This window comes from Microcoleus sp. Pol10D4 (assembly GCF_036701555.1).
GTDB lineage: Bacteria > Cyanobacteriota > Cyanobacteriia > Cyanobacteriales > Microcoleaceae > Microcoleus.
This window is the reverse complement of sequence record NZ_JAUBRA010000006.1, coordinates 1-24,864: the sequence shown is the minus strand read 5'-3', so window position 1 is coordinate 24,864 and position 24,864 is coordinate 1. Positions and strand designations below refer to the sequence as shown.

Here is a 24,864-nt window from a genome sequence, read left to right as displayed (position 1 = left end):
GAAATAACTGTGCTGTGTCCCTATAAATGATATTTATTGGCTGGCAATTTGTAGGGATACGGCAGTGCCCTATCCTAAATCCCGCGTAATACAAAGGATATTTACTTTACGTCTTGCAAAGACACAGCACTGCCATACCCTTACAACAAATAGAACTGGCAATTAACCAAAAGGTGGCCTGACAAATTGTGAATACCGTGTAGTTCAATCAATCAAACTCATTCACCACTTGCAAATACTCGATTGCCGCATCTATCCTCGAAGAATACTTAAAAGCAAACTGATCGAACCAATATCCCTCATCGGAATTTTTATCCAACTTTTTCAGCCAAACCTGAGCTTGCCTAACTTTCTGTCTGTGCGTTTGTACGTCCAACTGCAGCCCCGCGACTTTTTCTGCTGGCAGTAGTTCCAGTGCAGCCACTTCCTGAGCTTTATTTGGTGCTTCGTGCTCAGCCTTAAGCGGTTGCTGTGAAACTGCTTCCTGAGCTTTATTTTGCGCTTCGTACTCAGCCTTAATTTGAGCTAAATCCTTATCCAAAGAACCAGCATACAAATTTATATCTGATGTTTTAAATGTTTGATTTGACGGCACTGCTGCTTGTGGCACAGGCGCTTGTGCTTGTACCGGTGTCTGACTTTTCAACTCAGCATTTTTTTGAGATGCTTGATACTCTGCCTTAAGTTCACCTAACAGGCGTTCGATAGATTCCATAACTTAAACCCCCCTAAAAAATGCTGCTGGGTCAACTGATCCAAATATAATCGCGTGAACTTCGCCCGCCTCCTCAATCAGTTATTGCATTCAGCAATACCTCTGTCAGGGTCATTCCTTCAATATCATCCATCGTGACAGTATCAACGATATCAAATTTAGCCCCGGCGCTTTGCAGTTCGTCATCCAATATTTTGAGAAACTTAGTAGCTTCGGGCGCATTTCCTACTTGAATAAAAGAAATCGCCAACTCTTCATCTCGATCGAGCTTCCGCGAAGCCTCTATAATCGTTTTCATCACTTCTTTGCGATCGTCCGGTTCCCCGTCCGTCACCACTAATATTGTTTCCCCATTTTGCTTTGTCTTACCGGATGCTTTGCGATTAAAATAACTGTTCAGGGCGTCTTGCAGAACAGCAGCTAAATTGGTAGTCCCCGAAGGTTCGTTTTCTTGGAAAATTTGCACTACTTTAGCTGCTGTTACGTTGTCATATCGCTTGAAGCGACCAGAAAACACATAAACTGTTATGCCATCAGGATCAAGTTCTTCGCATTTATTCGCCAATGCGATCGTCGATTCTTGCATGAGCGCCCACCGACTTTTACCGCCCATCTGGTCTTTTGTGTACATACTGCCGCTTTTGTCAATGATGATGGTATAATCGCGGTTCTGAAGCATAAGATTTTTCCTGTTAATTAAGTTTTTCCCAAAAATAGCAAAACCAGCGAGCAGAAGCTGTTGAGCTTTAGTTGCTCGCTGCGTTTTTTAGTTGATTTGCGATCGCAAATACCGGAATTTAAGCTGCAACTAAAGCATCTTTAAGTGGCTTCCAGCTAAAAGCTCGATCGCCCCCCATCTCAACTGCTATTTTAACTCGCGGTTCTAACGTCGGCAAAACAGTCAAATACTCAATCTCCTGACTCGACAAAATCTGCCCTTCAATAATCCACAACACCAGTCCTTTTGCTTTCGGTGGCAAATTGTCTAATTGAGTTTTCAACATCGGCGGCACGTAGTACGTATAACCCACTGCCGATTCATTGCCAGTAGTTTTTTTGCCCAAATGCGGTGGCCGCACCCCGTGAACCCCAGTCAAATACATCGCCAAATCACCCAAACCCCGCGCCGAAATCGTGTACGCACCGTAGCCCGCAGCCCTCAGCCGCCGCAGGTAGCGCCCCTCAAATCCTCCCTCTAAAGGAACGTACAGGGCCAGCGACCCCGACTTTTCCAAATCCCGAATTAGATCCGATCCCGTCGTAATCAGTCCCATAAATTTGTGTTTCCTGCTGTATCAAAATTTGGTCGATCGCTGCTTGCGAGCTGGAAATATTATAAATCCTAAAGTTGAGGCGAAAAATTCTCATCGCGGCCTTGACAAACGGCAAACACTTCATGTACTATTTTGAATTGTCGCCGTAAAGGATACTGAGTGGTTTGCTGCTCAAGTCCTGGTGCAAACAAGCAAGACCGAGACAAAACTCGGAGATCTAGCAGGTAAAAAGCCGTAAATCTCAACCCTTGCAAGACTTCCACAAGCTCGCTCCCAAATTTAAAACTCAAATTTTAAACACCGAGGAAGGCTGTTGGTTGATAACAGTTAATTGCAGGAACACTGAAATAAATGTTTCTGCACAAGAGCAAGCGGATTGACGAAAACTTCGCAATCCGAAACCTCTTGCGTAAATAAAAGGAAGAAAATCCGTGTCTGTAGGCATTCTTGGCACTAAACTAGGCATGACTCAAGTGTTTGACGCCGAAGGGAGAGCCATCCCCGTCACCGTCATACAAGCAGGGCCTTGTACAGTAACTCAAATCAAAACCAAACAAACTGACGGCTACGGTGCCGTTCAAGTTGGATACAACGAAGTCAAACCAAAGGCTCTCAACAAGCCAGAACTAGGACACCTTGCCAAGTCGGGGGCGAATCCATTGCGCCACTTGCAGGAATACCGATTGGAAGACACCAGTTCCTTTGAATTAGGTCAACAACTAAAAGCAGATACTTTTACACCGGGACAAATAGTAGATGTCATCGGTACCAGCATCGGTAAAGGTTTTGCAGGTTTTCAAAAGCGCCACAACTTTAAACGAGGCCCGATGTCTCACGGTTCCAAGAACCACCGCGAGCCTGGATCGATCGGGCCTGGAACTACTCCTGGTCGCGTTTATCCTGGGAAAAGAATGGCGGGACGTATGGGCAACGTTCAAGTCACCGTCCGCAAACTAACAATTATCCGGGTGGATACAGAGCAGAACTTGCTGCTAATTAAGGGAGCAGTTCCCGGCAAAGCTGGCGCCTTAGTCAATGTTGTGCCTGAGAAAAAAGTAGGACGTTAGTCAGTAGTAAATAGTCAGTAGTCAGCAGTCAGTAGATAGTGGTTGGTCGTTAGTAGCAAGCAATAACTAAGAACTAAAAGCTGAAAACTAAGACCTGAAAACTAAGACCTGAGAACAGACAACAGACGACAGACAACAGACAACAGACAACTAACAACAGACAACTAACAACAGACAAAGGACAAAAGATATGGTTAATTGTGTAGTCCGAAATTGGCAAGGCGAAGAAGTTGGGGAAACAACTTTAGAACTGCGCGTAGCCAAAGAAGAAAATGCGTCTCACATCGTTCACAGAGCATTGACGCGGCAACTGAATAACGCCCGTCAAGGAAATGCTTGCACCAAAACTCGATCGGAAGTTAGAGGCGGTGGTCGCAAACCCTGGCGTCAAAAAGGCACCGGCCGAGCCAGAGCAGGTTCTATCCGTTCTCCGCTGTGGCGGGGCGGCGGTGTCATCTTCGGGCCAAAGCCGAGAGACTTTGAAGTCAAGATGAACAAAAAAGAACGCCGTCTCGCTTTGCGGACAGCCTTCTTCAGTCGTACCGAAGACATCATTGTGGTTGAAGAATTTGCAGAGCAATTTCAGAGACCGAAAAGCAAAGAATTGCTGAGTGCGATCGCCCGCTGGGGCATCGAACCAGATACAAAAGTTCTGTTAATCTTGCCAGAACCGCAACCAAACGTCTACTTATCAGGACGCAACATCGAATTAGTAAACGTCATCTTGGCAACCTCCCTGAATGTTTACGACGTTCTCGCGGCTGACAAAATTATCGTCACATCTACAGCCATAGCTAAAATTCAGGAGATTTACGGTGAGTAAAATCGACCCCCGCGACTACGCAGATTTGATCCAGCGTCCGATTCTCACCGAGAAAGCTACCCGAATGATGGAATTAAATCAATTCACATTCGACGTAGCCCCCAAAGCGACAAAGCCTCAAATCAAAGCTGCAATCGAAGAACTATTTAAGGTCAAAGTCATCGGCGTCAACACCCAAAACCCGCCGCGCAAAAAGCGTCGAGTTGGCAAATTCGTCGGCTTTAAACCTTGTTACAAGCGAGCAACCGTAACTCTGACCGACGGAGACTCGATCCGCAAACTCCTATTCCCAGAAGTCTAGACGATTTTGGATTTTAGATTTTAGATTTTAGATTTTAAATTGCGGTTAACTGGTGGAAATTCTCGAACCAGAAAACTCGTAAGTTAACCAAAGATCGCCAATCTTCAACCTAAAATCTAAAATCGATAAACGTCAAATCCAAAATCCAAAATCCAAAATCTAAAATAGATCGATTATGGGCATCCGTTCTTACCGACCTTATACCTCCAGCACCCGAGAACAAACCGTCTCGGACTTTGCTGAAATTACCAGATCAGAGCCAGAAAAGTCTCTAACCAGCAATAAGCACACCAAACAAGGCCGCAACAACCGAGGCGTCATCACCTGTCGCCACCGGGGAGGCGGTCACAAACGGCTGTATAGAGACATCGACTTCCGCCGCGACAAACACAGCATTCCCGCTACTGTCAAGGCGATCGAATATGACCCCAATCGCAACGCCCGCATCGCCCTCGTGTTCTACAAAGACGGCGAAAAACGGTACATCCTGCACCCGCTCAACTTAAACGTCGGTACAGTAATTGTCTCAGGCCCAGACGCGCCGATCGAAATTGGCAACGCCCTCCCCCTGAAGAACATTCCCCTCGGTACCAGCATCCACAACGTCGAGCTAGTACCCGGAAAAGGCGGACAAATCGTTCGCTCCGCCGGCTCCAGCGCTCAGCTAATGGCAAAAGAAGGTAGCTACGTCACCCTCAAACTGCCATCCGGTGAACAGCGCAAAGTCCGCGCCGACTGCTACGCCACCATCGGTCAAGTCGGCAACACCGACGCCAGAAACATCAGCCTGGGTAAAGCAGGTCGTACCCGCTGGAAAGGTCGCAGACCCACCGTTCGCGGTAGCGTCATGAACCCGGTAGACCACCCGCACGGCGGTGGCGAAGGCAGAGCTCCTATTGGGCGTCCGGGGCCTGTCACTCCTTGGGGTAAACCAGCATTGGGTGCAAAAACTCGACGCAAAAACAAGCGCAGCGACGATTTAATCGTCCGGCGCCGCCGCAAATCTTCCAAGCGCGGCAAGGGCGGCAGACAAAGCTAGTCATCAGTCAGCAGTCTTCAGTGCTTAGTTATTAACTGCTAACTAATGACTGAGGACTGATGACAAATGACTGGTGAAAGCTGACTAATGACTCCTGAATTACTAAAAAAATCATGTCTCGATCGCTAAAAAAAGGGCCTTTTGTCGCAGATGCTCTGATGACAAAAATCGAAAAACTCAACGCCGCAGGCCAAAAACAAGTAATTAAAACTTGGTCGCGCTCTTCCACAATCCTGCCCCAAATGGTAGGTCACACGATCGCCGTTCACAACGGCAGACAGCACGTACCAGTCTACCTCACAGATCAAATGGTAGGTCACAAACTCGGAGAATTTTCCCCCACTCGCACCTTTAGAGGTCACGCGAAAAGTGGTGATAAAAAGGCAAAAAGATAGCCGAATTAGGTGACAGGTAATAGGTAATCGGACAAACTTTTTCCCAATTACCAATTACCTTTTTCCCAATTACCAATTACCAATTACCCAAATCGAAATGGTTATAGATACCACATCCGAAATTAAGGCGATCGCCCGTTACATCCGGACATCCCCCTTCAAAGTGCGCCGAGTCCTCGACCAAATTCGCGGCAAAAGCTACCAAGAAGCGCTGATTTTACTTGAATTCATGCCCTACCGCGCCTGCGAACCAATCGTCAAAGTTTTGCGATCGGCAGTAGCAAACGCCGAACACAACGCAGGATTGGATAAATCCAAGCTGGTAGTTTCTCAAGCTTACGCAGACCAAGGCCCAGTCCTCAAACGCTTTAGACCCCGCGCTCAAGGTCGCGCCTACCAAATCCGCAAGCCAACCTGTCACATTACCGTAGTAGTAGCTCCGCTCGTAGAAAACTAAACCAGGGAAAAACGTAAGAGGTAATAAACAGCTTAAAGTTGAAAAAAATGGGTAATCACCAATTACCAATTACCAATTACCAATTACCAATTACCAATTAACTCATCAACTATTATGGGCCAAAAAATACATCCAATTGGTTTTCGCCTCGGCATTACCCAAGAGCACCGCTCTCGCTGGTTTGCTGATCCCAAAAACTATCCAGAACTCTTGCAAGAAGACTATAAAATTCGCAAGTACGTTCGTAAAACCCTCAGCAATGCTGGCATTTCATCGGTCAGAATTGAGCGGAAAGCCGATCAAATCGACCTAGAAGTGTTCACCGCCAGACCAGGCGTTGTCGTAGGCCGCGGCGGAGCAGGCATCGAAACCTTGCGCGTCGGTTTGCAGCAGCAACTCGGTAGCAACCGCCAAATCCGCATCAACGTCGTCGAAGTCCAGCGAGTAGATGCCGATGCCACACTGATCGCGGAATACATCGCTCAGCAACTAGAACGGCGCGTATCCTTCCGCCGAGTAGTTCGCCAAGCAATCACCCGCGCCCAAAAAGTCGGCATCCAAGGCATCAAAATTCAAGTCAGCGGACGCCTCAACGGTGCAGAAATTGCCCGTACCGAATGGACACGGGAAGGAAGAGTCCCCTTGCACACGCTGCGGGCAGACATCGACTACTCCTACTGCACTGCTCAAACCATCTACGGTATTCTGGGCATTAAAGTTTGGGTTTTCAAAGGCGAAATTATTCCCGGACAGGAACAAGAGGCTGCACCAAATGCAGCAGTGCCCCGCACCAAACAAAAGCGCCGCCGCCAGAACTTTGAAGATCGATCGAACGAAGGCTAGCTAATTGTTAACTGTTAGTTGTCATTTGTTAAGTGTGAGTTGTTCCAAACCAATTAGCAATTAGCAATCACCAATTACCAATTACCAATTACCAATTACCCAACTCCCTTTCGCCATGTTAAGCCCTAAAAGAACGAAATTCCGCAAACAACAGCGCGGGCGAATGAGCGGTATTGCCACCCGCGGCAATACAGTTAGCTTTGGCGACTTCGCGCTCCAAGCCGTCGAACCCGCCTGGATTACTTCCCGCCAAATAGAAGCCGGACGCCGCGCCATGACCCGCTATATCCGCCGGGGTGGCAAAATCTGGATTCGCATTTTTCCCGACAAACCAGTCACCGAGCGCGCAGCAGAAACCCGGATGGGTTCTGGTAAAGGCTCACCAGAGTTTTGGGTTGCCGTGGTCAAACCGGGCCGGGTAATGTTTGAAATTGGCGGCGTAAGTGAAGAAACTGCCCGCGAAGCCATGCGTTTGGCATCTTTCAAATTACCAATTAAAACCAAGTTCATCACTCGCGAAGAAGGCCAGTCATAGCGAAGAGCGAAGGTAGAATTAGGTCTGTATTAATCAGCATTTTAAACGGCTACAGCATTTTAAAATCTGGCTTTCATAACTTTTCTTTCCTTCGACCTTCAGCCAAGCGAGACAATTCTGTCTTCTGTCATACCGCTCGCTAACGAGAAAGCACACAATTATGTCTTTGACCAAGATTAAAGAAGCTAGAGAATTAAGCGATGCTGCAGTAGCAGAGCAAATTTTAGCCGTCAAGCGCCAACTAATGGAATTGCGGCTCCAGCAAGCTACCGGCCGCATGGAAAAGCCTCACCTGTTCAAGCACGCCAAACACCGGCTAGCTCAATTGATGACAGTTGAACGCGAGCGCCAAATCGTTGCTGAGAAAGAAACGGCAGAAAAATTAGCCGCATCTAAACAGGTAGCACAGCCTGCTGCAACCGCAGCAGTCAGCCAAGAGTCAGAAGCAGCCGAGCCGACGATCGCACAGTAGCTAAAAACAGTCAATTGCACAACAAAAATAGGTAGCTATGGCAATTAAAGAACGAGTTGGCGTAGTAGTCAGCGACAAGATGGATAAAACCGTCGTGGTAGCAATCGAAAACCGCTCCTCCCACACCAAATACGGCAAAATCGTAGTCCGCACCAAGCGGTACAAAGCTCATGACGAAGAAAATCAGTGCAAATCGGGCGATCGCGTCCGCATCACTGAAACTCGCCCACTGAGCAAAACCAAACGTTGGACGGTTGCTGAGATTTTTGGGACAAAAAACGGCTAAGAGTTAATTGCGATCTCGCGCTCGCCCGATCGGTACTTGATTAATCAATTAGTCGTCAACAGTCAACAGTTAACAGTCAACAGTTAACAGTCAACAGTTAACAGTCAACAATCACCATGATTCAACCCCAGACATACCTCAATGTCGCCGACAATAGCGGAGCCCGCAAACTGATGTGCATCCGCGTATTGGGAGGCGGCAACCGTCGCTACGGCGGAGTCGGCGATGTCATCATTGCCGTCGTCAAAGACGCCATCCCCAATATGGCCGTCAAAAAATCAGATGTCGTTCGGGCTGTCATTGTCAGAACCCGCAAAGGTTTGCGCCGCGACAGTGGCATGAGCATTCGTTTTGACGATAACGCCGCCGTTATTATCAACGTAGACGGCAACCCCAAAGGCACTCGCGTCTTCGGCCCCGTCGCCCGCGAATTGCGCGATAAAAACTTTACTAAAATCGTTTCCTTAGCCCCGGAGGTACTTTAAAATGTACGGAAAAAAGGGTAAACCAACTAGCGAGCCGCAGCGCTACAGAATGCACGTCAAAGCAGGCGACACCGTGCAAATAATTACTGGCAAAGAGAAAGGAAAAGTCGGAGAAATCTTAAAGACATATCCTAAAGTCAGCAAAGTAATTGTTAAAGGTGTAAACATCAGAACAAAGCACGTCAAGCCCCAGCAAGAGGGAGAGTCCGGGAAAATACTGACGTTTGAGGCTCCCATTCACAGCTCAAATGTCATGCACTATTCCGAAAAAGAAAAAATAGCTAGCCGCGTTTGCTATACATTTAGCGAAGACGGCCGGAAACTGCGACAGCTCAAAAAAACTGGAGAAATCATCGATCAATAGTGATTTGTTATCAGTCATCGGTCATTAGTCCGTCTTCTGACAAGTGACTTTTTAACTCATAACTAACAACTAACATCGGTGGGATGGACAATCGACAAATTCCCTGACCAAGCCCAGGGACAGTTAACGAAACACAAAAACTATGCCGGACAAACTCAAAGTTCTTTATCAAGGAAAAATCGTTCCCACACTGATGGATCAGTTTAAATATACTAATATCCATCAGGTTCCCAAACTCGTCAAAGTCACAGTGAACCGCGGTTTGGGAGAAGCATCTCAAAACGCTAAGGCACTCGATTCGTCGATCAACGAAATTAGCATCATCACCGGGCAAAAACCAGTGGTGACACGGGCGAAAAAAGCGATCGCAGGCTTCAAAATCCGCAAAGGAGTACCCGTCGGCGTTATGGTGACGCTGCGCGGCGATCGGATGTACGATTTTCTCGATCGGCTGATCAACCTCGCACTCCCCCGAATCCGCGACTTCCGCGGCATCAGCCCCAAAAGCTTCGACGGGCGCGGAAATTACAGCTTGGGTCTGAGAGAACAGCTAATTTTTCCAGAAATAGAATATGACCGCATCGATCAAATTCGAGGCATGGACATTTCAATTATCACCACAGCAAACACCGACGAAGAAGGACGCGCCTTGCTTAAAGAAATGGGAATGCCGTTCCGGGACAACTAAGCACTAGAGTAAGAAGCAAAAGATGGCAGCTAACGATACCATAGCAGATATGTTGACGCGCATTCGCAATTCTTGCATGGCGCGCCACCAAACAACGCAAATTCCAGCTACAAAAATGACCCGCAGCATCGCCCAAGTCCTCAAAAGTGAAGGCTTCATCGGCGAATTTGAAGAAGCAGAAGCAGAAGGGGTCAAGCGACATTTAGTGCTTTCTCTAAAGTACAAAGGTAAAACTCGCAAGCCCATTATCACGGCACTTAAGCGAGTCAGCAAACCAGGACTGCGCGTTTACTCGAACCGTAAAGAATTGCCCAGAGTATTAGGCGGAATTGGCATTGCCATTATTTCCACCTCCAGCGGCATTATGACGGATAGAGAAGCTCGACGCCAAGGTTTGGGCGGTGAAGTGCTTTGTTATGTTTGGTAGTCATTAGTCATTAGTCATTAGTCACTGGTCGTTGGCAACAGACTCAAAAATCAATCACTAAGGACTAATAACTAAGCACTAATAATCAAGGACTAATAACTAAAAACAAAGGACAAAAAACTATGTCGCGAATTGGCAAGCGTCCGATTAGCATCCCCACGAAAGTCACCGTCACCCTAGACGGTCAAAAAGTAGCCGTCAAAGGCCCTAAAGGTGAACTTTCCCGAGTTATCCCAGCCGAAATCCTCATGGGAATTGAAGGCGAGACTTTACTCGTTACCCGCCGAGACGAATCTCGCGTCGCCCGACAACTGCACGGCTTGTGCCGCACCCTAGTGGCCAACATGGTCGAAGGTGTATCCCAAGGTTTTCAGCGGCGTCTCGAAATTATCGGCACAGGTTATCGGGCACAGGTTCAAGGACGGAACCTGATTTTAAACGTCGGTTACAGCAAACCCGTTGAAATGCCCCCTCCAGAAGGCATCACAATGGCAGTTGAAGGCAACACCAACGTCATTGTCTCCGGCATTGACAAAGAACTCGTAGGCAATACAGCCGCCCGCATCCGCGCGGTGCGTCCGCCCGAAGTCTATAAAGGCAAAGGCATACGCTACAGCGGCGAAGTCGTCCGGCGCAAAGCTGGTAAAACAGGCAAAACAGGTAAGAAGTAACAATGAAGCTTACTCGCAAAGAATCAGTCCAGCGCAGACACCGCCGTGTTCGGCGCAAGGTGTTCGGCACCTCCGAACGTCCCAGACTAGCGGTATTTCGCTCAGATCAGCACATCTACGCTCAAGTAATCGACGACACCGCCCAGCACACTTTAGCCGCCGCGTCAACCCTCGATCCCGAATTGAAGTCAACTCTCAGTTCTGGCGGCAACTGCTCCGCGAGCGTGCAAGTCGGTCAGTTGATTGCCAAACGCTGTTCCAGCGCTGGCATAGTCAAAGTCGTATTCGATCGGGGGGGCAACCTCTATCACGGTCGTGTCAAAGCCCTCGCAGAAGCAGCTCGCGAAGCGGGGTTAGACTTTTAGGAAGAAGGAAGAAGGAAGAAGGAAGAAGGAAGAAGGAAAAAAGAATATACAACAAAATTCTTAATTCCTAATTGTTAATTTCTCATTTCCAACTACCAGTTACTAATCCCCAATTCCCAAAGAACAAAACTATGGCAGAACAAAAAGAACAGCGCAACAAGAAAAAAAGCAGCAGCAACAACAAAGGGCGCGAAAAAGAATCCGAATGGCAAGAACGGGTTGTTCAGATTCGGCGCGTTACCAAAGTAGTCAAAGGTGGTAAAAAACTCAGCTTCCGCGCCATAGTCATTATCGGCAACGAACGCGGTCAAGTTGGAGTAGGAGTCGGCAAAGCTAGCGACGTAATCGGTGCCGTTAAAAAAGGCGTCGCTGACGGCAAAAAGCACTTAATTGAAGTCCCCCTCACCAAATCTAACTCCATCCCTCACCCCATCAACGGTGACGGTGGCGGAGCTAAAGTGATGATGCGGCCGGCAGCCCCGGGAACCGGGGTAATTGCAGGGGGAGCGGTGCGAACTGTTCTCGAACTAGCAGGAGTCCGCAATATCTTAGCCAAACAGCTAGGTTCTGGAAATCCCTTAAACAACGCCCGAGCCGCAGTCAATGCCCTCTCCACCCTCCGCACCTTGTCCGAAGTTGCTCAAGAGCGCGGAATTCCAGTAGAAAATCTCTACGGTTAGGGCACGCGAGAATGGGAAACTGTAAGTTTTGAGTGTTAAGTGCTTGCGGTGAAAATAAAAAAAGCCGCCACTTAAAACTCACGCACTCAAAACTACTGCGTACCCCCTCTCTAAATACCAATTACCAATTACCAATTACTAAAACTATGAGATTGCAAGACGCCCGACCCAAAGCAGGCTCCCAAAAGCGCCCCCGACGCTTGGGCAGAGGTATTTCTGCCGGTCAAGGCGCGAGCTCCGGCAAAGGGATGCGCGGTCAAAAATCTAGAGCCGGTAGCGGCACTAGACCCGGTTTTGAAGGAGGTCAAAATCCTCTCTACCGCCGTCTCCCCAAGTTGAAAAGCTTCCCTCTAGTGAACCGGAAAGAGTACACTACCATTAATGTAAGTAAATTAGCATCGCTGCCAGCAAACACAGAAGTTACTCTCACGTCTTTGATCCAAGCAAAAATTGTCAACACAGACAACGGGCCGCTAAAAATCTTAGGAGATGGCGAACTGAATGTGCCTTTGCAAGTGCGCGCCTCGGCTTTTACCGCAGGTGCTCGCACCAAAATTGAAGCGGCAGGCGGAAGTTGCGAATTAGTTGCGTGAAGATTTGAGGTTTGAGAGTCTGTCCAAATCTCAAATCCTCAAGCTTGCTATCAGAAAATGATTTAGTCGAAAATCCCAAATCTAAAATCCAAAATCGTAACTATGGACGTTAGTAGAGAGAAAGCGCCAACTGCACAAGAGACGTTCATGCAGATGGCTCAAGCTGCTGGTTTACGAGGCCGCATCCTCGTAACCCTTGGCTTACTGATTTTAGTACGCCTGGGTGTCCACTTGCCAGTCCCCGGCATTGATCGAGTCGCCTTTGCCCAAAACGTTCAAAATAGCCCTTTAGTTGGCTTTCTGGATTTGTTCTCAGGAGGCGGCTTGTCAGCTTTGGGGATTTTCGCGTTGGGGATTTTGCCCTACATTAATGCTTCAATTATTGTGCAACTTCTAACTGCGGCTCTGCCAAGCTTAGAAGACTTGCAGAAAAATGAAGGAGAAGCAGGGCGACGCAAGATTTCTCAAATTACTCGCTACGTTTCTTTGGGCTGGGCAATTCTGCAAAGTATTGGCATTGCGATTTGGGTGAGCCCTTTTGCTCAATCTCCATCGCCTTTATTCATAGCACAAACTGCTTTGGCTCTGACAGCAGGCTCAATGTTTGTAATGTGGATATCGGAAGTGGTGACGGAACGAGGTATCGGGAACGGAGCGTCGCTACTGATTTTTATCAACATTGTGTCGGTTTTGCCGCGCTCTTTGGGACAAACTTTTGAATTGGCTCAAAGCGGGGACACGCAAGTTGTCGGCCGCGTAGTCGTTCTGCTGCTGGTCTTTTTGGTGACGATTGTCGGGATTGTTTTCGTTCAGGAAGGTACTCGTCGCATCCCGATTATTTCTGCCCGCCGCCAAGTCGGCCGCAAAGTTTACCGGGAAAGTCGCAGCTATTTGCCTCTGCGGTTGAATCAAGGCGGAGTGATGCCGATTATTTTTGCATCTTCGGTTTTGATTGTGCCTTCTTTCCTGGCTCAGTCTCTCAATAACCCGTTTTTGGTTCAAGTTGCTAATGTTTTGAGGCCAGACGGGCCGGCTCCTTGGGCTTACGCGCTGTTTTATCTGACTTTGATTCTGTTCTTTAGCTATTTCTACGCTTCGTTGATTGTCAACCCCGTAGATATGTCTCAGAACTTGAAGAAAATGGGCGCCAGCATTCCTGGAATTCGTCCGGGTCAGAAAACGAGTGATTATGTGGAGAAGGTTTTGAACCGTTTGACTTTCTTGGGAGCGATTTTTCTCGGTCTGGTGGCCATTGTACCAACTGCTGTAGAAAGCGCGATCGGTGTGCAAACTTTTAGAGGTTTTGGCGCAACTTCCCTACTGATTCTAGTAGGTGTGGCGATCGAAACTGCTAAGCAAATTCAAACTTACGTCATCTCCCAACGATATGAAGGAATGGTGAAGTAATCGCAATGCAATTGATTTTTATGGGGCCTCCAGGGGCCGGAAAGGGAACTCAGGCTCAGCTCTTAGCCGCTCTCTGGAAAATACCCCACATTTCTACGGGCGAAATCCTGCGCGCCTGCGTGGTAGCGAAAACCGACTTGGGTCAAAAGGCACAATCCTACATGGATCGAGGAGAGTTGGTTCCTGACGAGGTATTGATGGATATCGTGCAAGAACGTATGAATCAGCCAGATGCTCGTGCTGGCTGGATTCTCGACGGCTTTCCCCGCACAGTCGCGCAGGCAGCTTTTTTTGACAAACTGCTCTGCGATGTTGAAGGAAGTACGTCTGGAAAGGACTGCGCTCTCAGAGCTGTCAATTTGGACGTTCCTGACAATGTTTTGGTGGCTCGCCTGCTGTCGCGGGGGCGTCAAGATGACAATGAGGAGACGATCCGCCGCCGATTGCAAGTTTATCGCGAGCAAACTGAGCCTTTGATAGATTTTTACAGCGGCCGCCAACAGTTAGTTGCGGTTGATGGCGATCGAGCGATGGAATTAGTCACAGCAGAACTGCGACAAGCTCTCTCGCGCGACTCTTGAACCCTCTCAACACAGCTTGTTACTCACAAGCTTTTGCTAAGATATGTTAACTAGGAGCTTTTTGTGCTATCAGGTTTTGTGAGGGTTGCTAGAGACCGGATTGAACTCGATACTAATTGCCACAACTTTACTCAAGTAAAGCTAAAGCGAGCGGTTGGTTGAGTCAAGAAGTCGATCGAGTCGCCCGAATTTTTGCCCCCCTTCCCGTTTGACTCCTACCAGTAAATAGGTTTTAAGGCAAACAGCGGGACACTCCTAGTTAATCAAATGTAGAGTTGAGGTAAATACCAAATTGTCTAAGCAAGATTTAATTGAAATGGAAGGGACAGTGACGGAATCCCTGCCCAATGCGATGTTTCGCGTTGACCTAGATAATGGGTTTAACGTGCTGGCTCACATTTCCGGCAAGATCCGTCGCAACTACATCAAAATTCTGCCTGGCGATCGCGTCAAAGTCGAATTGACTCCCTACGACTTGACCAAAGGCAGGATTACTTATCGCCTTCGGAAAAAATAGGCTTAGATAAAACTTTCTAAAAACTAATTCTAAGTTTAATTAGAGAGAATTTGGTAAAAAGCTTCAAATTTATGCTATAATGCTACGTTTGTAGTGTTGCCGAGAAGGGCGTCAACAACCCACCGGTGTACCGGGTTAAGTCATTGTTACACCGTAAAAGTATGGCTCGCCAACACTCTGGCGCAGGCGAACTTTACCCAGCAATGGGAGTGGGTGCAAGCGGGCTCCTTCATGAAACAACCCGCACTTTATACAATTTAATCGAGGAGAGGCCTACACCTTGCCCAGCCTCTCCTCCCACCGCTCTACGGGCAGTCCCAGCGTGCCTGCTATCCGGTAGAGCGGGGTTCTCCAGGCAGGAAGAAAGATGAAAGTTCGAGCATCTGTCAAAAAAATTTGTGAGAAATGTCGCGTCATCCGCCGTCGCGGTCGAGTGATGGTGATATGCACTAACCCGAAACACAAACAACGCCAAGGTTAGAAAAAAAGAAGATTGGGCACTGCACGCAGGTGCATCCTAATTGAACATTGTAGCCAAACAGGAAAACTAGGGAGACAAAAAGTGTGGCACGGATTGCCGGGGTAGACCTTCCACGCGATAAGCGCGTCGAAATAGGTCTGACATACATTTACGGAATAGGCTTGTCGCGGGCCCAAAAAATTATCGCTGCAACAGGCGTAAATCCTGACACTCGCGTCAAGGATTTAACAGAGGCCGACGTGACAGCTCTGCGGGCTCATGTAGAAACCACATACCAAATCGAAGGGGACCTCCGGCGCTGGGAGTCAATGAACATCAAGCGCCTGATGGACATCGGAACTTATCGCGGTCGGCGTCACCGTTTGGGTCTGCCGGTGCGGGGACAACGAACCCGTACCAACGCCAGAACCCGTCGTGGCGTCCGCCGAACAGTTGCGGGCAAGAAAAAGGCACCTTCCAAGAAGTAACATCTTTTTGGGAAAAATACGCTGGGGGCTGCTGGCTCCTAGCGCTTCGGGACATTAGTTGAGAGAAACGTTAAAGAGACTAATATGGCGCGACAACAAACAGGCAAGAAATCTGGTGCAAAAAAGCAGAAACGGAATGTACCCAATGGGGTAGGCTACATCCAGTCTACCTTTAACAACACGATTGTAACTATTACCGACCTCAACGGCGAAGTGATATCCTGGGCATCGGCAGGTTCCAGCGGTTTTAAAGGAGCTAAAAAGGGAACTCCCTTTGCCGCTCAAACAGCAGCAGAAAGTGCTGCCCGCAGAGCCAACGACCAAGGAATGCGCCAAATAGAAGTAATGGTGAGCGGGCCTGGAGCAGGTAGAGAAACTGCAATCCGGGCGCTGCAAGGGGCGGGACTGGAAATCACCCTGATTAGAGATGTTACCCCAATTCCTCACAACGGCTGTCGCCCTCCCAAGCGGCGTAGAGTCTAAAACGATTTGAGATTTTAGATTTTAGATTTTGGATAATGGCTAACTGCTTAAAGTCAAAAACTAATGGTTCTAACTGTTGCCCCGTCCATCCAAAATCCGAAATCCGTTCAGGGGTATGCTCTGCAATCTAAAATCCAAAATCAAAAATCCAAAGTGGAAAAGGGAGGTCACTCCGTGGCGCAGTTTCAAATTGAATGTATAGAGTCTAACACTGACAAAGACCGCAGTCAGTACGGAAAATTTGTCCTGGAACCGCTCGATCGCGGTCAAGGAACAACTGTTGGGAATGCGCTTCGGCGAGTTCTGCTGTCAAATTTGGAAGGAACAGCAGTAACTTCAGTCAGAATCGCGGGCGTCAATCACGAGTTTGCCACGATCGAAGGGGTACGTGAGGATGTTCTAGAAATTCTCCTGAACATGAAAGAGGTCGTCCTCAAAACTCATTCTCAGCAGCCGCAAATCGGCAGGTTGCGGATTGAGGGGCCAGTCACAGTTACGGCCGATAGATTCGATTTGCCCTCAGAGGTGGAATTGATCGATCGATCCCAGTACATTGCAACTCTCTCCCCAGGCTCAGTTCTGGAAATGGAATTCAGAATTGAAAAAGGCATCGGATACCGAGCAGTAGACCGCAGTCGCGATGATGGATCGGCTTTGGATTTTCTCCAAATTGACGCCATCTTTATGCCGATTCGCAGAGTCAACTACAGCGTTGAAGATGCTCGGGTAGGCGGGACGGTCGAGAAAGACCGACTGATTATGGAAATCTGGACTGATGGCAGCGTGACTCCTCAAGAAGCTTTGAGTCAATCTGCCAACATCCTGGTAGATTTATTTTCACCTCTCAAAGACATCACCCAAGATTCTCTCAAACCAGAGTATCCCGGTGAAGCCGATCCTACCAGCCAAATTCCGATCGAAGAATTGCAGTTGTCCGTCCGGGCTTACAACTGCCTCAAGCGGGCTCAGATCAACTCAGTTGCAGACTTATTGGATTATACCCAAGAAGACTTGCTCGAGATCAAGAACTTCGGGCAGAAGTCCGCAGAAGAAGTGATTGAAGCTTTACAAAAACGCTTGGGCATTACCTTGCCACAGGAAAAATCAGCTAAAAGTTAATCAACGGGTAACGGGTAAAAAAGTTCTGAATTTTAAGTAGGTGAGTTTTTAAGTTAAAGAATTCACCCCCCGAGTTCGCAGACTATCTATCCCGGCGCCCAATTACCAATTACCAATTACCAACTGCTATGCGTCACCGCTGTCGCGTTCCCCAACTGAGCAAACCGGCTGACCAGCGCCGCGCCCTACTGCGCTCGCTGACCACCGAATTAATCCGCCACGGTAAAATCACTACCACTCTCGCCCGCGCCAAAGCGCTGCGCTCAGAGGCGGACAGGATGATTACCCTGGCCAAAGATGGCTCCTTGGCTTCTCGCCGCCAAGCTATGGGCTATATCTACGATAAACAGTTAGTACACGCCTTGTTTGAGGCGGCACAAGAACGGTACGGCTCGCGCAACGGGGGCTACACCCGCGTAGTACGAACAGTCCCCCGTCAAGGAGACAATTCCGAAATGGCGATCGTTGAACTGGTTTAATTCCATTTTGGGTTGGAGATTTGTGATTTATGACTGACAATCCAAACTCCCCAATCGAAAATCCCCAATCGATACAGCGCGTTGCTCTGGTGATCCAATACCTCGGCACTAACTTTCACGGTTGGCAGCGACAGCCGAACCAGCGTACAGTACAAGAAGAAATTGAAACAGCAATATCGACTGTTCTGGAACGCCCGGTAACGCTGCACGCTGCTGGGAGAACAGATGCAGGAGTTCACGCTGCTGCTCAAGTAGCGCATTTTGATGCCCACGGCCCAATTCCGGCTCACCGCTGGGCAAGCGTTCTCAACTCTCGACTGGCAAAAGATATTTTAATTCGAGCTTCGGCAAAGGTGGAACCTACCTGGCACGCTCGGTTCTCAGCCAGTTGGCGGCGCTATCGCTACACCCTTTATACAGACCCGACCCCTAATTTGTTTGTGCGTCCTTTTGCTTGGCACTGCTATCACTCCCCTGTGGATGAATCTTTGATTCAGACAGCTTTGACACCGCTCATCGGGCGGCATCACCTGGCTGCTTTCCACCGCGCGGGTTCTGCCCGCCCCCATTCCTGGGTGGACGTGCAAGCAGCCGAGTGTCAGCGTTCTGGGCCTCTTATCTATATTGAGGTTCAAGCGAGCGGGTTTCTGTACGGGATGATGCGGCTGCTGGTGGGGTTGCTGGTGCAGGTGGGTCGCGGGGAAAGGCCGATCGACAATTTCACCGATATCTGGGTCAACGAACGCCGAGAAATGGTAAAATATGCCGCTCCCGCTCAAGGTTTGTGCCTGCTGCGGGTTGGCTATTCAGAATTTCCCTTTCCCCCAGATGTCTGGTACGACACCCAGCCAAAATTAGTCATTAGTCATTAGTCATTAGTCATTAGTCATTAGTCATTAGTCATTAGGTAACTACTAATAAAAAACTAAGGACAACTAACAATTAAAAACTGACAACTGACAACTGACAACTGACACCTAACAACAGTTAACAGTTAACAGACAACTAACAACAAACAATGAACAAAACTTACGTCCCTACTCAAGACTCCCTAGAGCACAAGTGGTACGTGGTCGATGCCGCTGACCAGCGGCTGGGCCGTCTGGCAACAGAAGTTGCCATGTACCTCCGGGGGAAACACAAACCGACTTACACTCCTTCTATGGATACCGGCGACTTCGTAATTGTCATCAATGCGGACAAAATCGCTGTTACTGGCAAAAAACGCACGCAGAAAATCTACCGCCGCCATTCTGGAAGACCGGGCGGGATGAAAACAGAAACTTTTGCCAAATTGCAAGCACGTTTGCCCGAAAGAATTGTCGAAGAAGCTATACGAGGAATGCTGCCTCACACTTCTCTGGGCAGACAACTGTTTACTAAATTGAAGGTGTACGCTGGCCCCAACCACCCGCACCAAGCTCAAAAACCAGAAGAATTAATTGTTCACACGATTCCGGGAGGAAATGAGTAATGCAAGCAACAGATACATCGGGTCGCGCTGTGTACTGGGGTACCGGCCGCCGCAAGTGTTCCGTAGCGCGGGTGCGCTTGGTTCCCGGCACTGGCATACTGACTGTCAATGGTAAAGAGGGGGATTTGTACCTGCAATTCAATCCTACTTATTTGGCTCTGGCTAAGGCCCCTCTGGAAACTTTGGGTCTGGAAAATGAGTACGACATTTTGGTAAAAGTCGAAGGCGGTGGCTTGACAGGTCAGGCTGACTCGATTCGCTTGGGTGTCGCTAGAGCACTGTGTCAATTAGACCCGGACAACCGCAAGCCTCTGAAGACTGAGGGCTATTTGACTCGCGACCCGCGGGCCAAAGAACGGAAAAAGTACGGTTTGCGGAAAGCTCGCAAAGCTCCTCAATACTCGAAACGGTAATCCAGGAAAGAAGGAAGAAGGACGAAGGAAGAAGGACGAAGGAAAAGGCAAAAATTATCTATCCAGATTTTATCTGCCTTTTTTTGAAGTTTATTTCCGATTCCTGATTCCTGGTTCCAACAGATATAAGGCAAAATTCGTGCTGTTGTTGGTGTACAAGTCCTGCGGCAGCTAAAATGGTTGTAAAGTCAAAAATTAGAGAGTAAAAAACAATGGCAAAAGAAGGCATTCACCCTGAGTGGTATCCCGAATCTCAGGTTTATTGCAACGGGGAACTTGTGATGACTGTGGGATCAACTAGACCCAAGCTTCAAGTTGATGTCTGGTCGGGAAATCATCCTTTCTATACTGGCACTCAGAAGATTATTGATACTGAAGGTCGTGTGGAGCGCTTTATGCGGAAATACGGCATGACCGAGGTAGAAATGCCGAAGGCAGATGCTTCCTCTGGACCGCTGAAAATGGAAGATCCGAAAGCAGATGCTGCTAAGGCTGCTGGTAAAGGCAAAAAGAAGAAGTAGCCGGATTGTCATTTGTCCGCAGTTTGTTGAGAGTAGTTCTTTTTACTGGCAACTTACCGCCCTCGGATTTTAGATTTTAGATTGAAGACTTCGCTATGCAGGCAGTTGAGTTCTATCGCGTAGAGTTCGATCGACATTCTATCCTAACTGCTCTTGAGTTCTAAAATCTAAAATCTAAAATCTAAAATCTAAAATCGATCCGCCCTCGGATGGGAGAGTTTAGATTGAAGACTTCGCTATGCAGGCAGTTGAGTTCTATCGAGATTCTATCCCGACTGTTCTTCAAATCTAAAATCTAAAATCTAAAATCTAAAATCTAAAATCGATTGACAAAGGACAACTGACAATGGCTGAATCTTATTTGCTGGATAAATTGAAGTCGGTAGAGCAAACTTTTAATGAGTTGACTCGCCGCATGGCTGACCCGGATGTGGCTAGAGACAATCAAGAGTTTCAACGTGTAGCAAAAGCTCGATCGTCCTTGGAGGAAGTGGTCGATACTTTTGCTCTGTGGAAAACCACTCAGGAAGATTTGGTGGGCGCGCGACAGGTTCTCAAGGAAGCCGCGGGCGATCGAGATATGCAAGAAATGGCTGCGCTGGAAGTTCAGGAACTTGAGGCGAAGCTGGAGAATTTGGAAAGTCATTTGAAGGTTTTGCTGCTCCCCCGCGACCCGAACGATGACAAGAATATTATGCTGGAAATTCGGGCGGGTACTGGCGGAGATGAGGCTAGTATTTGGGCGGGAGATTTGCTGCGGCTGTATTCCCGTTACGCTCAAACTCAAGGCTGGCAGGTGAAGTTGGTGAGCGAGTCGCTGGCGGAAATGGGCGGCTTTAAAGAGGTGATTCTGGAAATTACAGGCGACAGCGTTTACAGCAAGCTGAAGTTTGAGGCGGGGGTACACCGGGTGCAGCGAGTGCCTGTGACTGAGGCTGGCGGCCGGGTGCATACTTCGACGGCGACGGTGGCTGTGATGCCGGAGGTTGATGATGTGGAGATTCACATCGATCCGAAGGATATTGAGATGAGCACGGCTCGATCGGGCGGCGCTGGCGGTCAAAACGTGAACAAGGTGGAAACTGCTGCGGATTTGTTTCACAAGCCGACGGGAATTCGGATTTTCTGTACTGAGGAGCGCAGTCAGTTGCAGAATAAGGAGCGGGCGATGCAGATTTTGCGGGCTAAGCTCTATGAGATGAAGTTGCGGGAGCAGCAGGATGAGGTGAAGTCGCGGCGTTTGGCTCAGGTTGGTACGGGTTCGCGATCGGAGAAGATTCGCACTTACAACTATAAGGACAATCGGGCTACCGACCACCGTTTGGGGGAAAATTTCTCCCTCAATAGTGTTTTGGAAGGGGATATTGAGGGGATTATTCAAACTTGCATTTCTCAGGATCAGCAGGAACGTTTGGCTGAATTGGCTGCTTCTACTAATTGATGGAGTGATGGGGGACTAGGCGCATTGTTTGCTCAGCCTCAGTTCCCTTGTTACGCGGGAGATCTGGTTGAGTAGGGCTTCCCAAATTGCATCGGCGCTTTGGACGGGATATTTGAAATGTTCGAGGTCGTATTGTACAATGACTTCTAGGGGTGCTAGGATTTGCTGGTTTCGACAACTGGCAATTGCTGCGATCGCCTCTTGTTGCCATCTGGCAAATAGTCTGTAGCTGAAAAAGGAACTGCATTTTTGTCCTTTTTTGTTCAGGTAAACAACTATTACCTGATGGTGTTTGGGGTAGACTTTCACTATGCGGTTGACGGGCATTCTCAGGGCTTCGGCTGCTTCTTTTTTGGAGATTTGCCAGCACTGGGGTTTTAGCCAACCGGAGGCTGTAAGGCTTTGACGTGTATTGCGTGTCTTGCGAGTCATTTTTACTGCCCCTGATTGGCTACAAATACAATTATGATTTCAAAAGTATTTACACTCTAACTGGTAAACTTTTTGCTGTCAAGCAAGAAAGACAGATTTTTTGGTAGATAAGTAAACTAGGAGTTGTGTTGATCTGGTGACTAATACTGTGGACACAGAAGCTAGGAAGAAACTGAGCGAAGTTGTGAAGCTAGCCCGTGGCGACCTGAGTTTTAGCGCTTTTGGTAGGCTATTGGGAGTCTCTGGGTCTGCTGTTCAGTATTGGGAAAAGGGCCAGGTACTCCCGGATACGAAAAATTTGACTCAGATTGCGGCAAGAGCGGGCTTTACGATGGAAGAGTTAATGGCTCATCTCGAAGGCAAACCAATGCCGGAACCTGTTAATACCAACGAGCTCCTTAAAAAAATCCAATGTATGCCACTTAGTGACTTAGCAGTGATTGTTCGAGCTGGTATGGAGCGACTGGCTGCTGCTGCTGTAGCTTCTGGGAAGTATGGTTGATGTTCTGTAAACTGGGAATTGTGGTTATCTGGTGGCTGATACCGTGAACGCAGAAGCTAAGAAAAAATTGATCGAGATTGTCAAACTAGCTCGCGGTTCGATGAGTCAGCGGGCATTCGGCAAGCTTCTGGGCGTCTCTGCGACTGCGGTTCAGTTGTGGGAAAAAGGTCAGAGCATCCCAGATACAGAAAATTTGGCTCAGATTGCTGTGAGGGCCGGGTTTACACTTGAAGAGCTGCTGGCTCATCTGGAAGGCAAACCCATGCGTGAACCGGTAGATACTAACGATCTGCTGAAAAAAATTCAATGTATACCAATTAGTGAGTTAGCCGTGGTTGGTAGAGCCGTGATGGATAGACTCGCGGCGGCGGCTGAGTCGTCTGGGAAATATAGTTGATGTATCACTTCGTAAGTAGACTGGTAGATACGGTTGAGTAACCTTCGAGTCGTGAACATCGAAAATAGACAAAAACTTAGCGAAATCATCAAAACTGCTCGCGGAACAATGAGTCAGCGAGCGTTTGGTAAGCTTTTGGGCGTTTCCGCTACCGCTGTTCAGCTTTGGGAAAGGGGCGATACGGTTCCTGATACTGAAAACTTGGCTAAGCTCGCTGCGAGAGCTGGTTATTCGCTGGAAGAACTTCTGAGATTTTTGGATGGGAAGCCAGTTTCAGATCCGTTAGATATTCAAGATATTGTCAATAAAATTAGGTTCTTGCCTCTGAGTCAGGTGGCGCTAATTGGCAAAGCTGTAGCGGATAGATTCGCTGCATCGGCTGAAGCTGCTGGGGAATGAGTTAGGATCGATCGCGATCGTCCGTTTTGCAGAAGTAGATCCCGATCGCCCTTAAAAATTTCCACCACTCGTATTTATCACAAAGTGAGTAATTTGTCAAGGCACAATCTACTTTGTTACGGAGTGCGATCGCCCGTATGCACTTACGCACTCCAAGCAAAGAAACCGGGTTTTTTACCGAATCTGCGGGATACAACGAAGTATTATCGTAAAAAACCCGGTTTCTGGGCCCCTATGCGATCGCCCTTATGAAAAAACCACTCGCCCTATCCGTGACTCAATATGTCTAAAAACTCTTGGACAATGCGATCGGGTTCTTCTGTGCATCTGTTAGCGTCGCAGTAGTGGATGATGCTGATACCGTGAGATGCAAACAGGCGATCGCGCGTTTCATCTTTTTCTGTATCGGAATGCGATATTTCCAGAATACCCCATTTGCCTTGGTGGAATATGAGGAAATCTGGTTCTTGGTTTTGTCTACCTGCGGGTGTTGTGAGGCGGGCTTTGGAGTTGGGGAAAAAGAGGGTGTTTGTGCGATCGAGTGCTTCGGCAATTTTCACTTGTTCTTGGCTGTGAAAGCGCAAATCATTCCAGTGATAAATCCCTTCTTCTATGCTTGACAACATTCCCTGGTTATGTGCGTCTTCAGCCTTGATAATTTCATCTGATGCCGTCTTATCCTCAGTTACAATTGATTTGTTTAAATCAGTCTGATAAAAATCGGCTTCACTTAAGTTTGTGAGCAATACTCTGGCTCCGCTTAAGTTAGCACCGCTGAGATTTACTCCAATTACTTGAGTTCGATGTAATGTCACTTGATGTCGCCGTAAGTATCGTTTTATAACTGCTTTAATATTACTTTTTTTTACTTTTTCGTCAAAAGCGTCTGAGAGTAACTTCCAGAGTTTATAGCCAGCGGCTTTAATATATTCATCATCATATTTAGAAAATTTAGCAATTTCCTCATAAGACTGTCTGCCTTCCCAGGACTGTTTGAAGATTAGCTCTTGCACGTCGTTTAACTGTTCGTCGTCATCTAGGACTGTTTCGACAATGGCGAGAGCTTCATCCACAGTCATGGGTTAAATCCTCTTAAAGGTAGTGTCCGAGTTGAGGTTGCGCTGGCATGGTTTATGACACTTTGACCGTGCGCGCACATTGCTGTGGATAGATTTTATCACAATCTCCAAGATGCAGGGTAAACGCATCTAAATTAATTTGACAAACACCTAAATTTGTGCATTGCTAAATAACTAAAAAAACTTTCTAAA

40 protein-coding genes are annotated in these 24,864 nt (G+C 48.0%); 34 read left to right on the top strand and 6 right to left on the bottom strand.

What is annotated here, in order from left to right; all coding sequences use genetic code 11:
* Positions 1 to 208 precede the first annotated feature (208 nt).
* The 4 genes from QUA36_RS05270 to QUA36_RS05255 all read right to left on the bottom strand — a co-directional run bounded on the left by QUA36_RS05270 (position 209) and on the right by QUA36_RS05255 (position 2,252).
* Positions 209 to 715 carry a salt stress protein, Slr1339 family gene (locus QUA36_RS05270; RefSeq protein WP_333160372.1) on the bottom strand — a complete coding sequence of 169 codons (507 nt, stop codon included), beginning with the start codon at positions 713 to 715 and terminating at the stop codon, positions 209 to 211.
* Between the two features lie 73 nt (positions 716 to 788).
* Positions 789 to 1,394, bottom strand: a complete 606-nt coding sequence (locus tag QUA36_RS05265) for a VWA domain-containing protein (protein WP_333450474.1) — start codon at positions 1,392 to 1,394, stop codon at positions 789 to 791.
* Between the two features lie 118 nt (positions 1,395 to 1,512).
* A complete protein-coding gene (locus QUA36_RS05260) occupies positions 1,513 to 1,989 on the bottom strand; it encodes an NAD(P)H-quinone oxidoreductase subunit N (RefSeq protein WP_333160374.1) in 477 nt (158 codons plus the stop codon).
* A 68-nt stretch (positions 1,990 to 2,057) separates the two neighbouring features.
* Positions 2,058 to 2,252 carry a hypothetical protein gene (locus QUA36_RS05255; protein WP_333455958.1) on the bottom strand — a complete coding sequence of 65 codons (195 nt, stop codon included), beginning with the start codon at positions 2,250 to 2,252 and terminating at the stop codon, positions 2,058 to 2,060.
* Between the two features lie 168 nt (positions 2,253 to 2,420).
* On the opposite strand from QUA36_RS05255, the gene rplC reads away from it, so the two are divergent.
* From rplC to prfA, 31 genes are all read left to right on the top strand, one after another.
* A complete protein-coding gene (gene rplC, locus QUA36_RS05250) occupies positions 2,421 to 3,056 on the top strand; it encodes a 50S ribosomal protein L3 (protein ID WP_333160376.1) in 636 nt (211 codons plus the stop codon).
* A 190-nt stretch (positions 3,057 to 3,246) separates the two neighbouring features.
* The gene (gene rplD, locus QUA36_RS05245; protein ID WP_333455956.1) at positions 3,247 to 3,879 is read left to right on the top strand and encodes a 50S ribosomal protein L4; all 633 of its coding nucleotides are present in this window, start codon (positions 3,247 to 3,249) and stop codon (positions 3,877 to 3,879) included.
* Positions 3,872 to 4,180 carry a 50S ribosomal protein L23 gene (locus QUA36_RS05240; RefSeq protein ID WP_006634999.1) on the top strand — a complete coding sequence of 103 codons (309 nt, stop codon included), beginning with the start codon at positions 3,872 to 3,874 and terminating at the stop codon, positions 4,178 to 4,180. Before rplD ends, QUA36_RS05240 begins: the two co-directional genes overlap by 8 nt.
* 175 nt (positions 4,181 to 4,355) lie before the next feature.
* Positions 4,356 to 5,219, top strand: coding sequence for a 50S ribosomal protein L2 (rplB, locus tag QUA36_RS05235; protein ID WP_333455954.1), 864 nt, complete (start codon positions 4,356 to 4,358; stop codon positions 5,217 to 5,219).
* A 113-nt stretch (positions 5,220 to 5,332) separates the two neighbouring features.
* Positions 5,333 to 5,614, top strand: a complete 282-nt coding sequence (gene rpsS, locus QUA36_RS05230) for a 30S ribosomal protein S19 (protein WP_006634997.1) — start codon at positions 5,333 to 5,335, stop codon at positions 5,612 to 5,614.
* A gap of 97 nt (positions 5,615 to 5,711) precedes the next feature.
* Positions 5,712 to 6,071 (top strand): 50S ribosomal protein L22, encoded by a 360-nt coding sequence (gene rplV, locus QUA36_RS05225; protein WP_006634996.1) that lies wholly within the window; start codon positions 5,712 to 5,714, stop codon positions 6,069 to 6,071.
* Between the two features lie 114 nt (positions 6,072 to 6,185).
* Positions 6,186 to 6,914, top strand: a complete 729-nt coding sequence (gene rpsC, locus QUA36_RS05220; RefSeq protein WP_242719701.1) for a 30S ribosomal protein S3 — start codon at positions 6,186 to 6,188, stop codon at positions 6,912 to 6,914.
* A gap of 115 nt (positions 6,915 to 7,029) precedes the next feature.
* A complete protein-coding gene (gene rplP, locus QUA36_RS05215) occupies positions 7,030 to 7,449 on the top strand; it encodes a 50S ribosomal protein L16 (RefSeq protein ID WP_333039615.1) in 420 nt (139 codons plus the stop codon).
* 160 nt (positions 7,450 to 7,609) lie between these two features.
* Entirely contained in the window at positions 7,610 to 7,921 is a 312-nt protein-coding gene (gene rpmC, locus QUA36_RS05210; RefSeq protein WP_333160381.1) for a 50S ribosomal protein L29, read from the top strand.
* A gap of 37 nt (positions 7,922 to 7,958) precedes the next feature.
* Positions 7,959 to 8,207 carry a 30S ribosomal protein S17 gene (rpsQ, locus tag QUA36_RS05205; protein WP_006634992.1) on the top strand — a complete coding sequence of 83 codons (249 nt, stop codon included), beginning with the start codon at positions 7,959 to 7,961 and terminating at the stop codon, positions 8,205 to 8,207.
* Between the two features lie 116 nt (positions 8,208 to 8,323).
* Positions 8,324 to 8,692 carry a 50S ribosomal protein L14 gene (gene rplN / locus QUA36_RS05200; protein ID WP_006634991.1) on the top strand — a complete coding sequence of 123 codons (369 nt, stop codon included), beginning with the start codon at positions 8,324 to 8,326 and terminating at the stop codon, positions 8,690 to 8,692.
* 1 nt (position 8,693) lies between these two features.
* Positions 8,694 to 9,056, top strand: a complete 363-nt coding sequence (gene rplX / locus QUA36_RS05195; protein WP_242719707.1) for a 50S ribosomal protein L24 — start codon at positions 8,694 to 8,696, stop codon at positions 9,054 to 9,056.
* 142 nt (positions 9,057 to 9,198) lie between these two features.
* A complete protein-coding gene (gene rplE, locus QUA36_RS05190; RefSeq protein ID WP_333082089.1) occupies positions 9,199 to 9,744 on the top strand; it encodes a 50S ribosomal protein L5 in 546 nt (181 codons plus the stop codon).
* A 22-nt stretch (positions 9,745 to 9,766) separates the two neighbouring features.
* Positions 9,767 to 10,171 carry a 30S ribosomal protein S8 gene (rpsH, locus tag QUA36_RS05185; RefSeq protein ID WP_190657976.1) on the top strand — a complete coding sequence of 135 codons (405 nt, stop codon included), beginning with the start codon at positions 9,767 to 9,769 and terminating at the stop codon, positions 10,169 to 10,171.
* A gap of 122 nt (positions 10,172 to 10,293) precedes the next feature.
* Positions 10,294 to 10,842 carry a 50S ribosomal protein L6 gene (gene rplF, locus QUA36_RS05180; RefSeq protein WP_333039622.1) on the top strand — a complete coding sequence of 183 codons (549 nt, stop codon included), beginning with the start codon at positions 10,294 to 10,296 and terminating at the stop codon, positions 10,840 to 10,842.
* Positions 10,843 to 10,844: 2 nt separating this feature from the next.
* On the top strand, positions 10,845 to 11,207 hold the full coding sequence (gene rplR / locus QUA36_RS05175; protein ID WP_333101803.1) for a 50S ribosomal protein L18: 363 nt from the start codon (positions 10,845 to 10,847) through the stop codon (positions 11,205 to 11,207).
* A 131-nt stretch (positions 11,208 to 11,338) separates the two neighbouring features.
* Positions 11,339 to 11,887: a 30S ribosomal protein S5 gene (gene rpsE, locus QUA36_RS05170; RefSeq protein ID WP_190745441.1), complete on the top strand. Its 549-nt coding sequence runs from the start codon at positions 11,339 to 11,341 to the stop codon at positions 11,885 to 11,887.
* A gap of 146 nt (positions 11,888 to 12,033) precedes the next feature.
* Positions 12,034 to 12,480 (top strand): 50S ribosomal protein L15, encoded by a 447-nt coding sequence (rplO, locus tag QUA36_RS05165; RefSeq protein ID WP_333160383.1) that lies wholly within the window; start codon positions 12,034 to 12,036, stop codon positions 12,478 to 12,480.
* 102 nt (positions 12,481 to 12,582) lie between these two features.
* A complete protein-coding gene (gene secY / locus QUA36_RS05160; protein ID WP_333160385.1) occupies positions 12,583 to 13,887 on the top strand; it encodes a preprotein translocase subunit SecY in 1,305 nt (434 codons plus the stop codon).
* 5 nt (positions 13,888 to 13,892) lie between these two features.
* Entirely contained in the window at positions 13,893 to 14,468 is a 576-nt protein-coding gene (locus tag QUA36_RS05155) for an adenylate kinase (RefSeq protein ID WP_333455951.1), read from the top strand.
* A 292-nt stretch (positions 14,469 to 14,760) separates the two neighbouring features.
* Positions 14,761 to 14,985: a translation initiation factor IF-1 gene (gene infA, locus QUA36_RS05150; protein WP_006276978.1), complete on the top strand. Its 225-nt coding sequence runs from the start codon at positions 14,761 to 14,763 to the stop codon at positions 14,983 to 14,985.
* Between the two features lie 367 nt (positions 14,986 to 15,352).
* Entirely contained in the window at positions 15,353 to 15,466 is a 114-nt protein-coding gene (gene rpmJ / locus QUA36_RS05145; protein WP_015178722.1) for a 50S ribosomal protein L36, read from the top strand.
* 83 nt (positions 15,467 to 15,549) lie between these two features.
* Positions 15,550 to 15,933, top strand: coding sequence for a 30S ribosomal protein S13 (rpsM, locus tag QUA36_RS05140; protein WP_006634981.1), 384 nt, complete (start codon positions 15,550 to 15,552; stop codon positions 15,931 to 15,933).
* 84 nt (positions 15,934 to 16,017) lie between these two features.
* On the top strand, positions 16,018 to 16,416 hold the full coding sequence (gene rpsK, locus QUA36_RS05135; protein WP_006634980.1) for a 30S ribosomal protein S11: 399 nt from the start codon (positions 16,018 to 16,020) through the stop codon (positions 16,414 to 16,416).
* Positions 16,417 to 16,590: 174 nt separating this feature from the next.
* A complete protein-coding gene (locus QUA36_RS05130) occupies positions 16,591 to 17,535 on the top strand; it encodes a DNA-directed RNA polymerase subunit alpha (protein WP_333057810.1) in 945 nt (314 codons plus the stop codon).
* Positions 17,536 to 17,663: 128 nt separating this feature from the next.
* The gene (gene rplQ, locus QUA36_RS05125) at positions 17,664 to 18,014 is read left to right on the top strand and encodes a 50S ribosomal protein L17 (RefSeq protein ID WP_006634978.1); all 351 of its coding nucleotides are present in this window, start codon (positions 17,664 to 17,666) and stop codon (positions 18,012 to 18,014) included.
* Between the two features lie 29 nt (positions 18,015 to 18,043).
* Positions 18,044 to 18,886 (top strand): tRNA pseudouridine(38-40) synthase TruA, encoded by an 843-nt coding sequence (gene truA, locus QUA36_RS05120; RefSeq protein WP_333160389.1) that lies wholly within the window; start codon positions 18,044 to 18,046, stop codon positions 18,884 to 18,886.
* Between the two features lie 146 nt (positions 18,887 to 19,032).
* Positions 19,033 to 19,488 (top strand): 50S ribosomal protein L13, encoded by a 456-nt coding sequence (rplM, locus tag QUA36_RS05115; RefSeq protein WP_015178725.1) that lies wholly within the window; start codon positions 19,033 to 19,035, stop codon positions 19,486 to 19,488.
* Complete coding sequence (gene rpsI / locus QUA36_RS05110) at positions 19,488 to 19,901, top strand: 30S ribosomal protein S9 (RefSeq protein WP_194067224.1); 414 nt, start codon at positions 19,488 to 19,490, stop codon at positions 19,899 to 19,901. The genes rplM and rpsI overlap by 1 nt, the downstream gene beginning before the upstream one ends.
* Positions 19,902 to 20,113: 212 nt before the next feature.
* Positions 20,114 to 20,422 carry a 50S ribosomal protein L31 gene (rpmE, locus tag QUA36_RS05105; RefSeq protein ID WP_333057796.1) on the top strand — a complete coding sequence of 103 codons (309 nt, stop codon included), beginning with the start codon at positions 20,114 to 20,116 and terminating at the stop codon, positions 20,420 to 20,422.
* 346 nt (positions 20,423 to 20,768) lie between these two features.
* Complete coding sequence (prfA, locus tag QUA36_RS05100) at positions 20,769 to 21,863, top strand: peptide chain release factor 1 (RefSeq protein WP_333160391.1); 1,095 nt, start codon at positions 20,769 to 20,771, stop codon at positions 21,861 to 21,863.
* A 15-nt stretch (positions 21,864 to 21,878) separates the two neighbouring features.
* Here the strand turns inward: prfA and QUA36_RS05095 are convergent, their stop codons facing one another.
* Positions 21,879 to 22,295, bottom strand: coding sequence for a hypothetical protein (locus tag QUA36_RS05095; protein ID WP_333455949.1), 417 nt, complete (start codon positions 22,293 to 22,295; stop codon positions 21,879 to 21,881).
* 136 nt (positions 22,296 to 22,431) lie between these two features.
* On the opposite strand from QUA36_RS05095, the gene QUA36_RS05090 reads away from it, so the two are divergent.
* Genes QUA36_RS05090 through QUA36_RS05080 form a run of 3 tightly spaced genes read left to right on the top strand, consistent with a single transcriptional unit; the run spans position 22,432 to position 23,593 of the window.
* Complete coding sequence (locus QUA36_RS05090) at positions 22,432 to 22,797, top strand: helix-turn-helix transcriptional regulator (RefSeq protein WP_333057801.1); 366 nt, start codon at positions 22,432 to 22,434, stop codon at positions 22,795 to 22,797.
* Positions 22,798 to 22,828: 31 nt separating this feature from the next.
* The gene (locus QUA36_RS05085; protein ID WP_333130221.1) at positions 22,829 to 23,194 is read left to right on the top strand and encodes a helix-turn-helix transcriptional regulator; all 366 of its coding nucleotides are present in this window, start codon (positions 22,829 to 22,831) and stop codon (positions 23,192 to 23,194) included.
* A 51-nt stretch (positions 23,195 to 23,245) separates the two neighbouring features.
* Positions 23,246 to 23,593, top strand: coding sequence for a helix-turn-helix transcriptional regulator (locus QUA36_RS05080; RefSeq protein ID WP_333160395.1), 348 nt, complete (start codon positions 23,246 to 23,248; stop codon positions 23,591 to 23,593).
* A 266-nt stretch (positions 23,594 to 23,859) separates the two neighbouring features.
* On the opposite strand, the gene QUA36_RS05075 is transcribed toward QUA36_RS05080, so the two are convergent.
* A complete protein-coding gene (locus tag QUA36_RS05075) occupies positions 23,860 to 24,672 on the bottom strand; it encodes a pentapeptide repeat-containing protein (RefSeq protein WP_333364752.1) in 813 nt (270 codons plus the stop codon).
* Between the last annotated feature and the right edge of the window lie 192 nt (positions 24,673 to 24,864).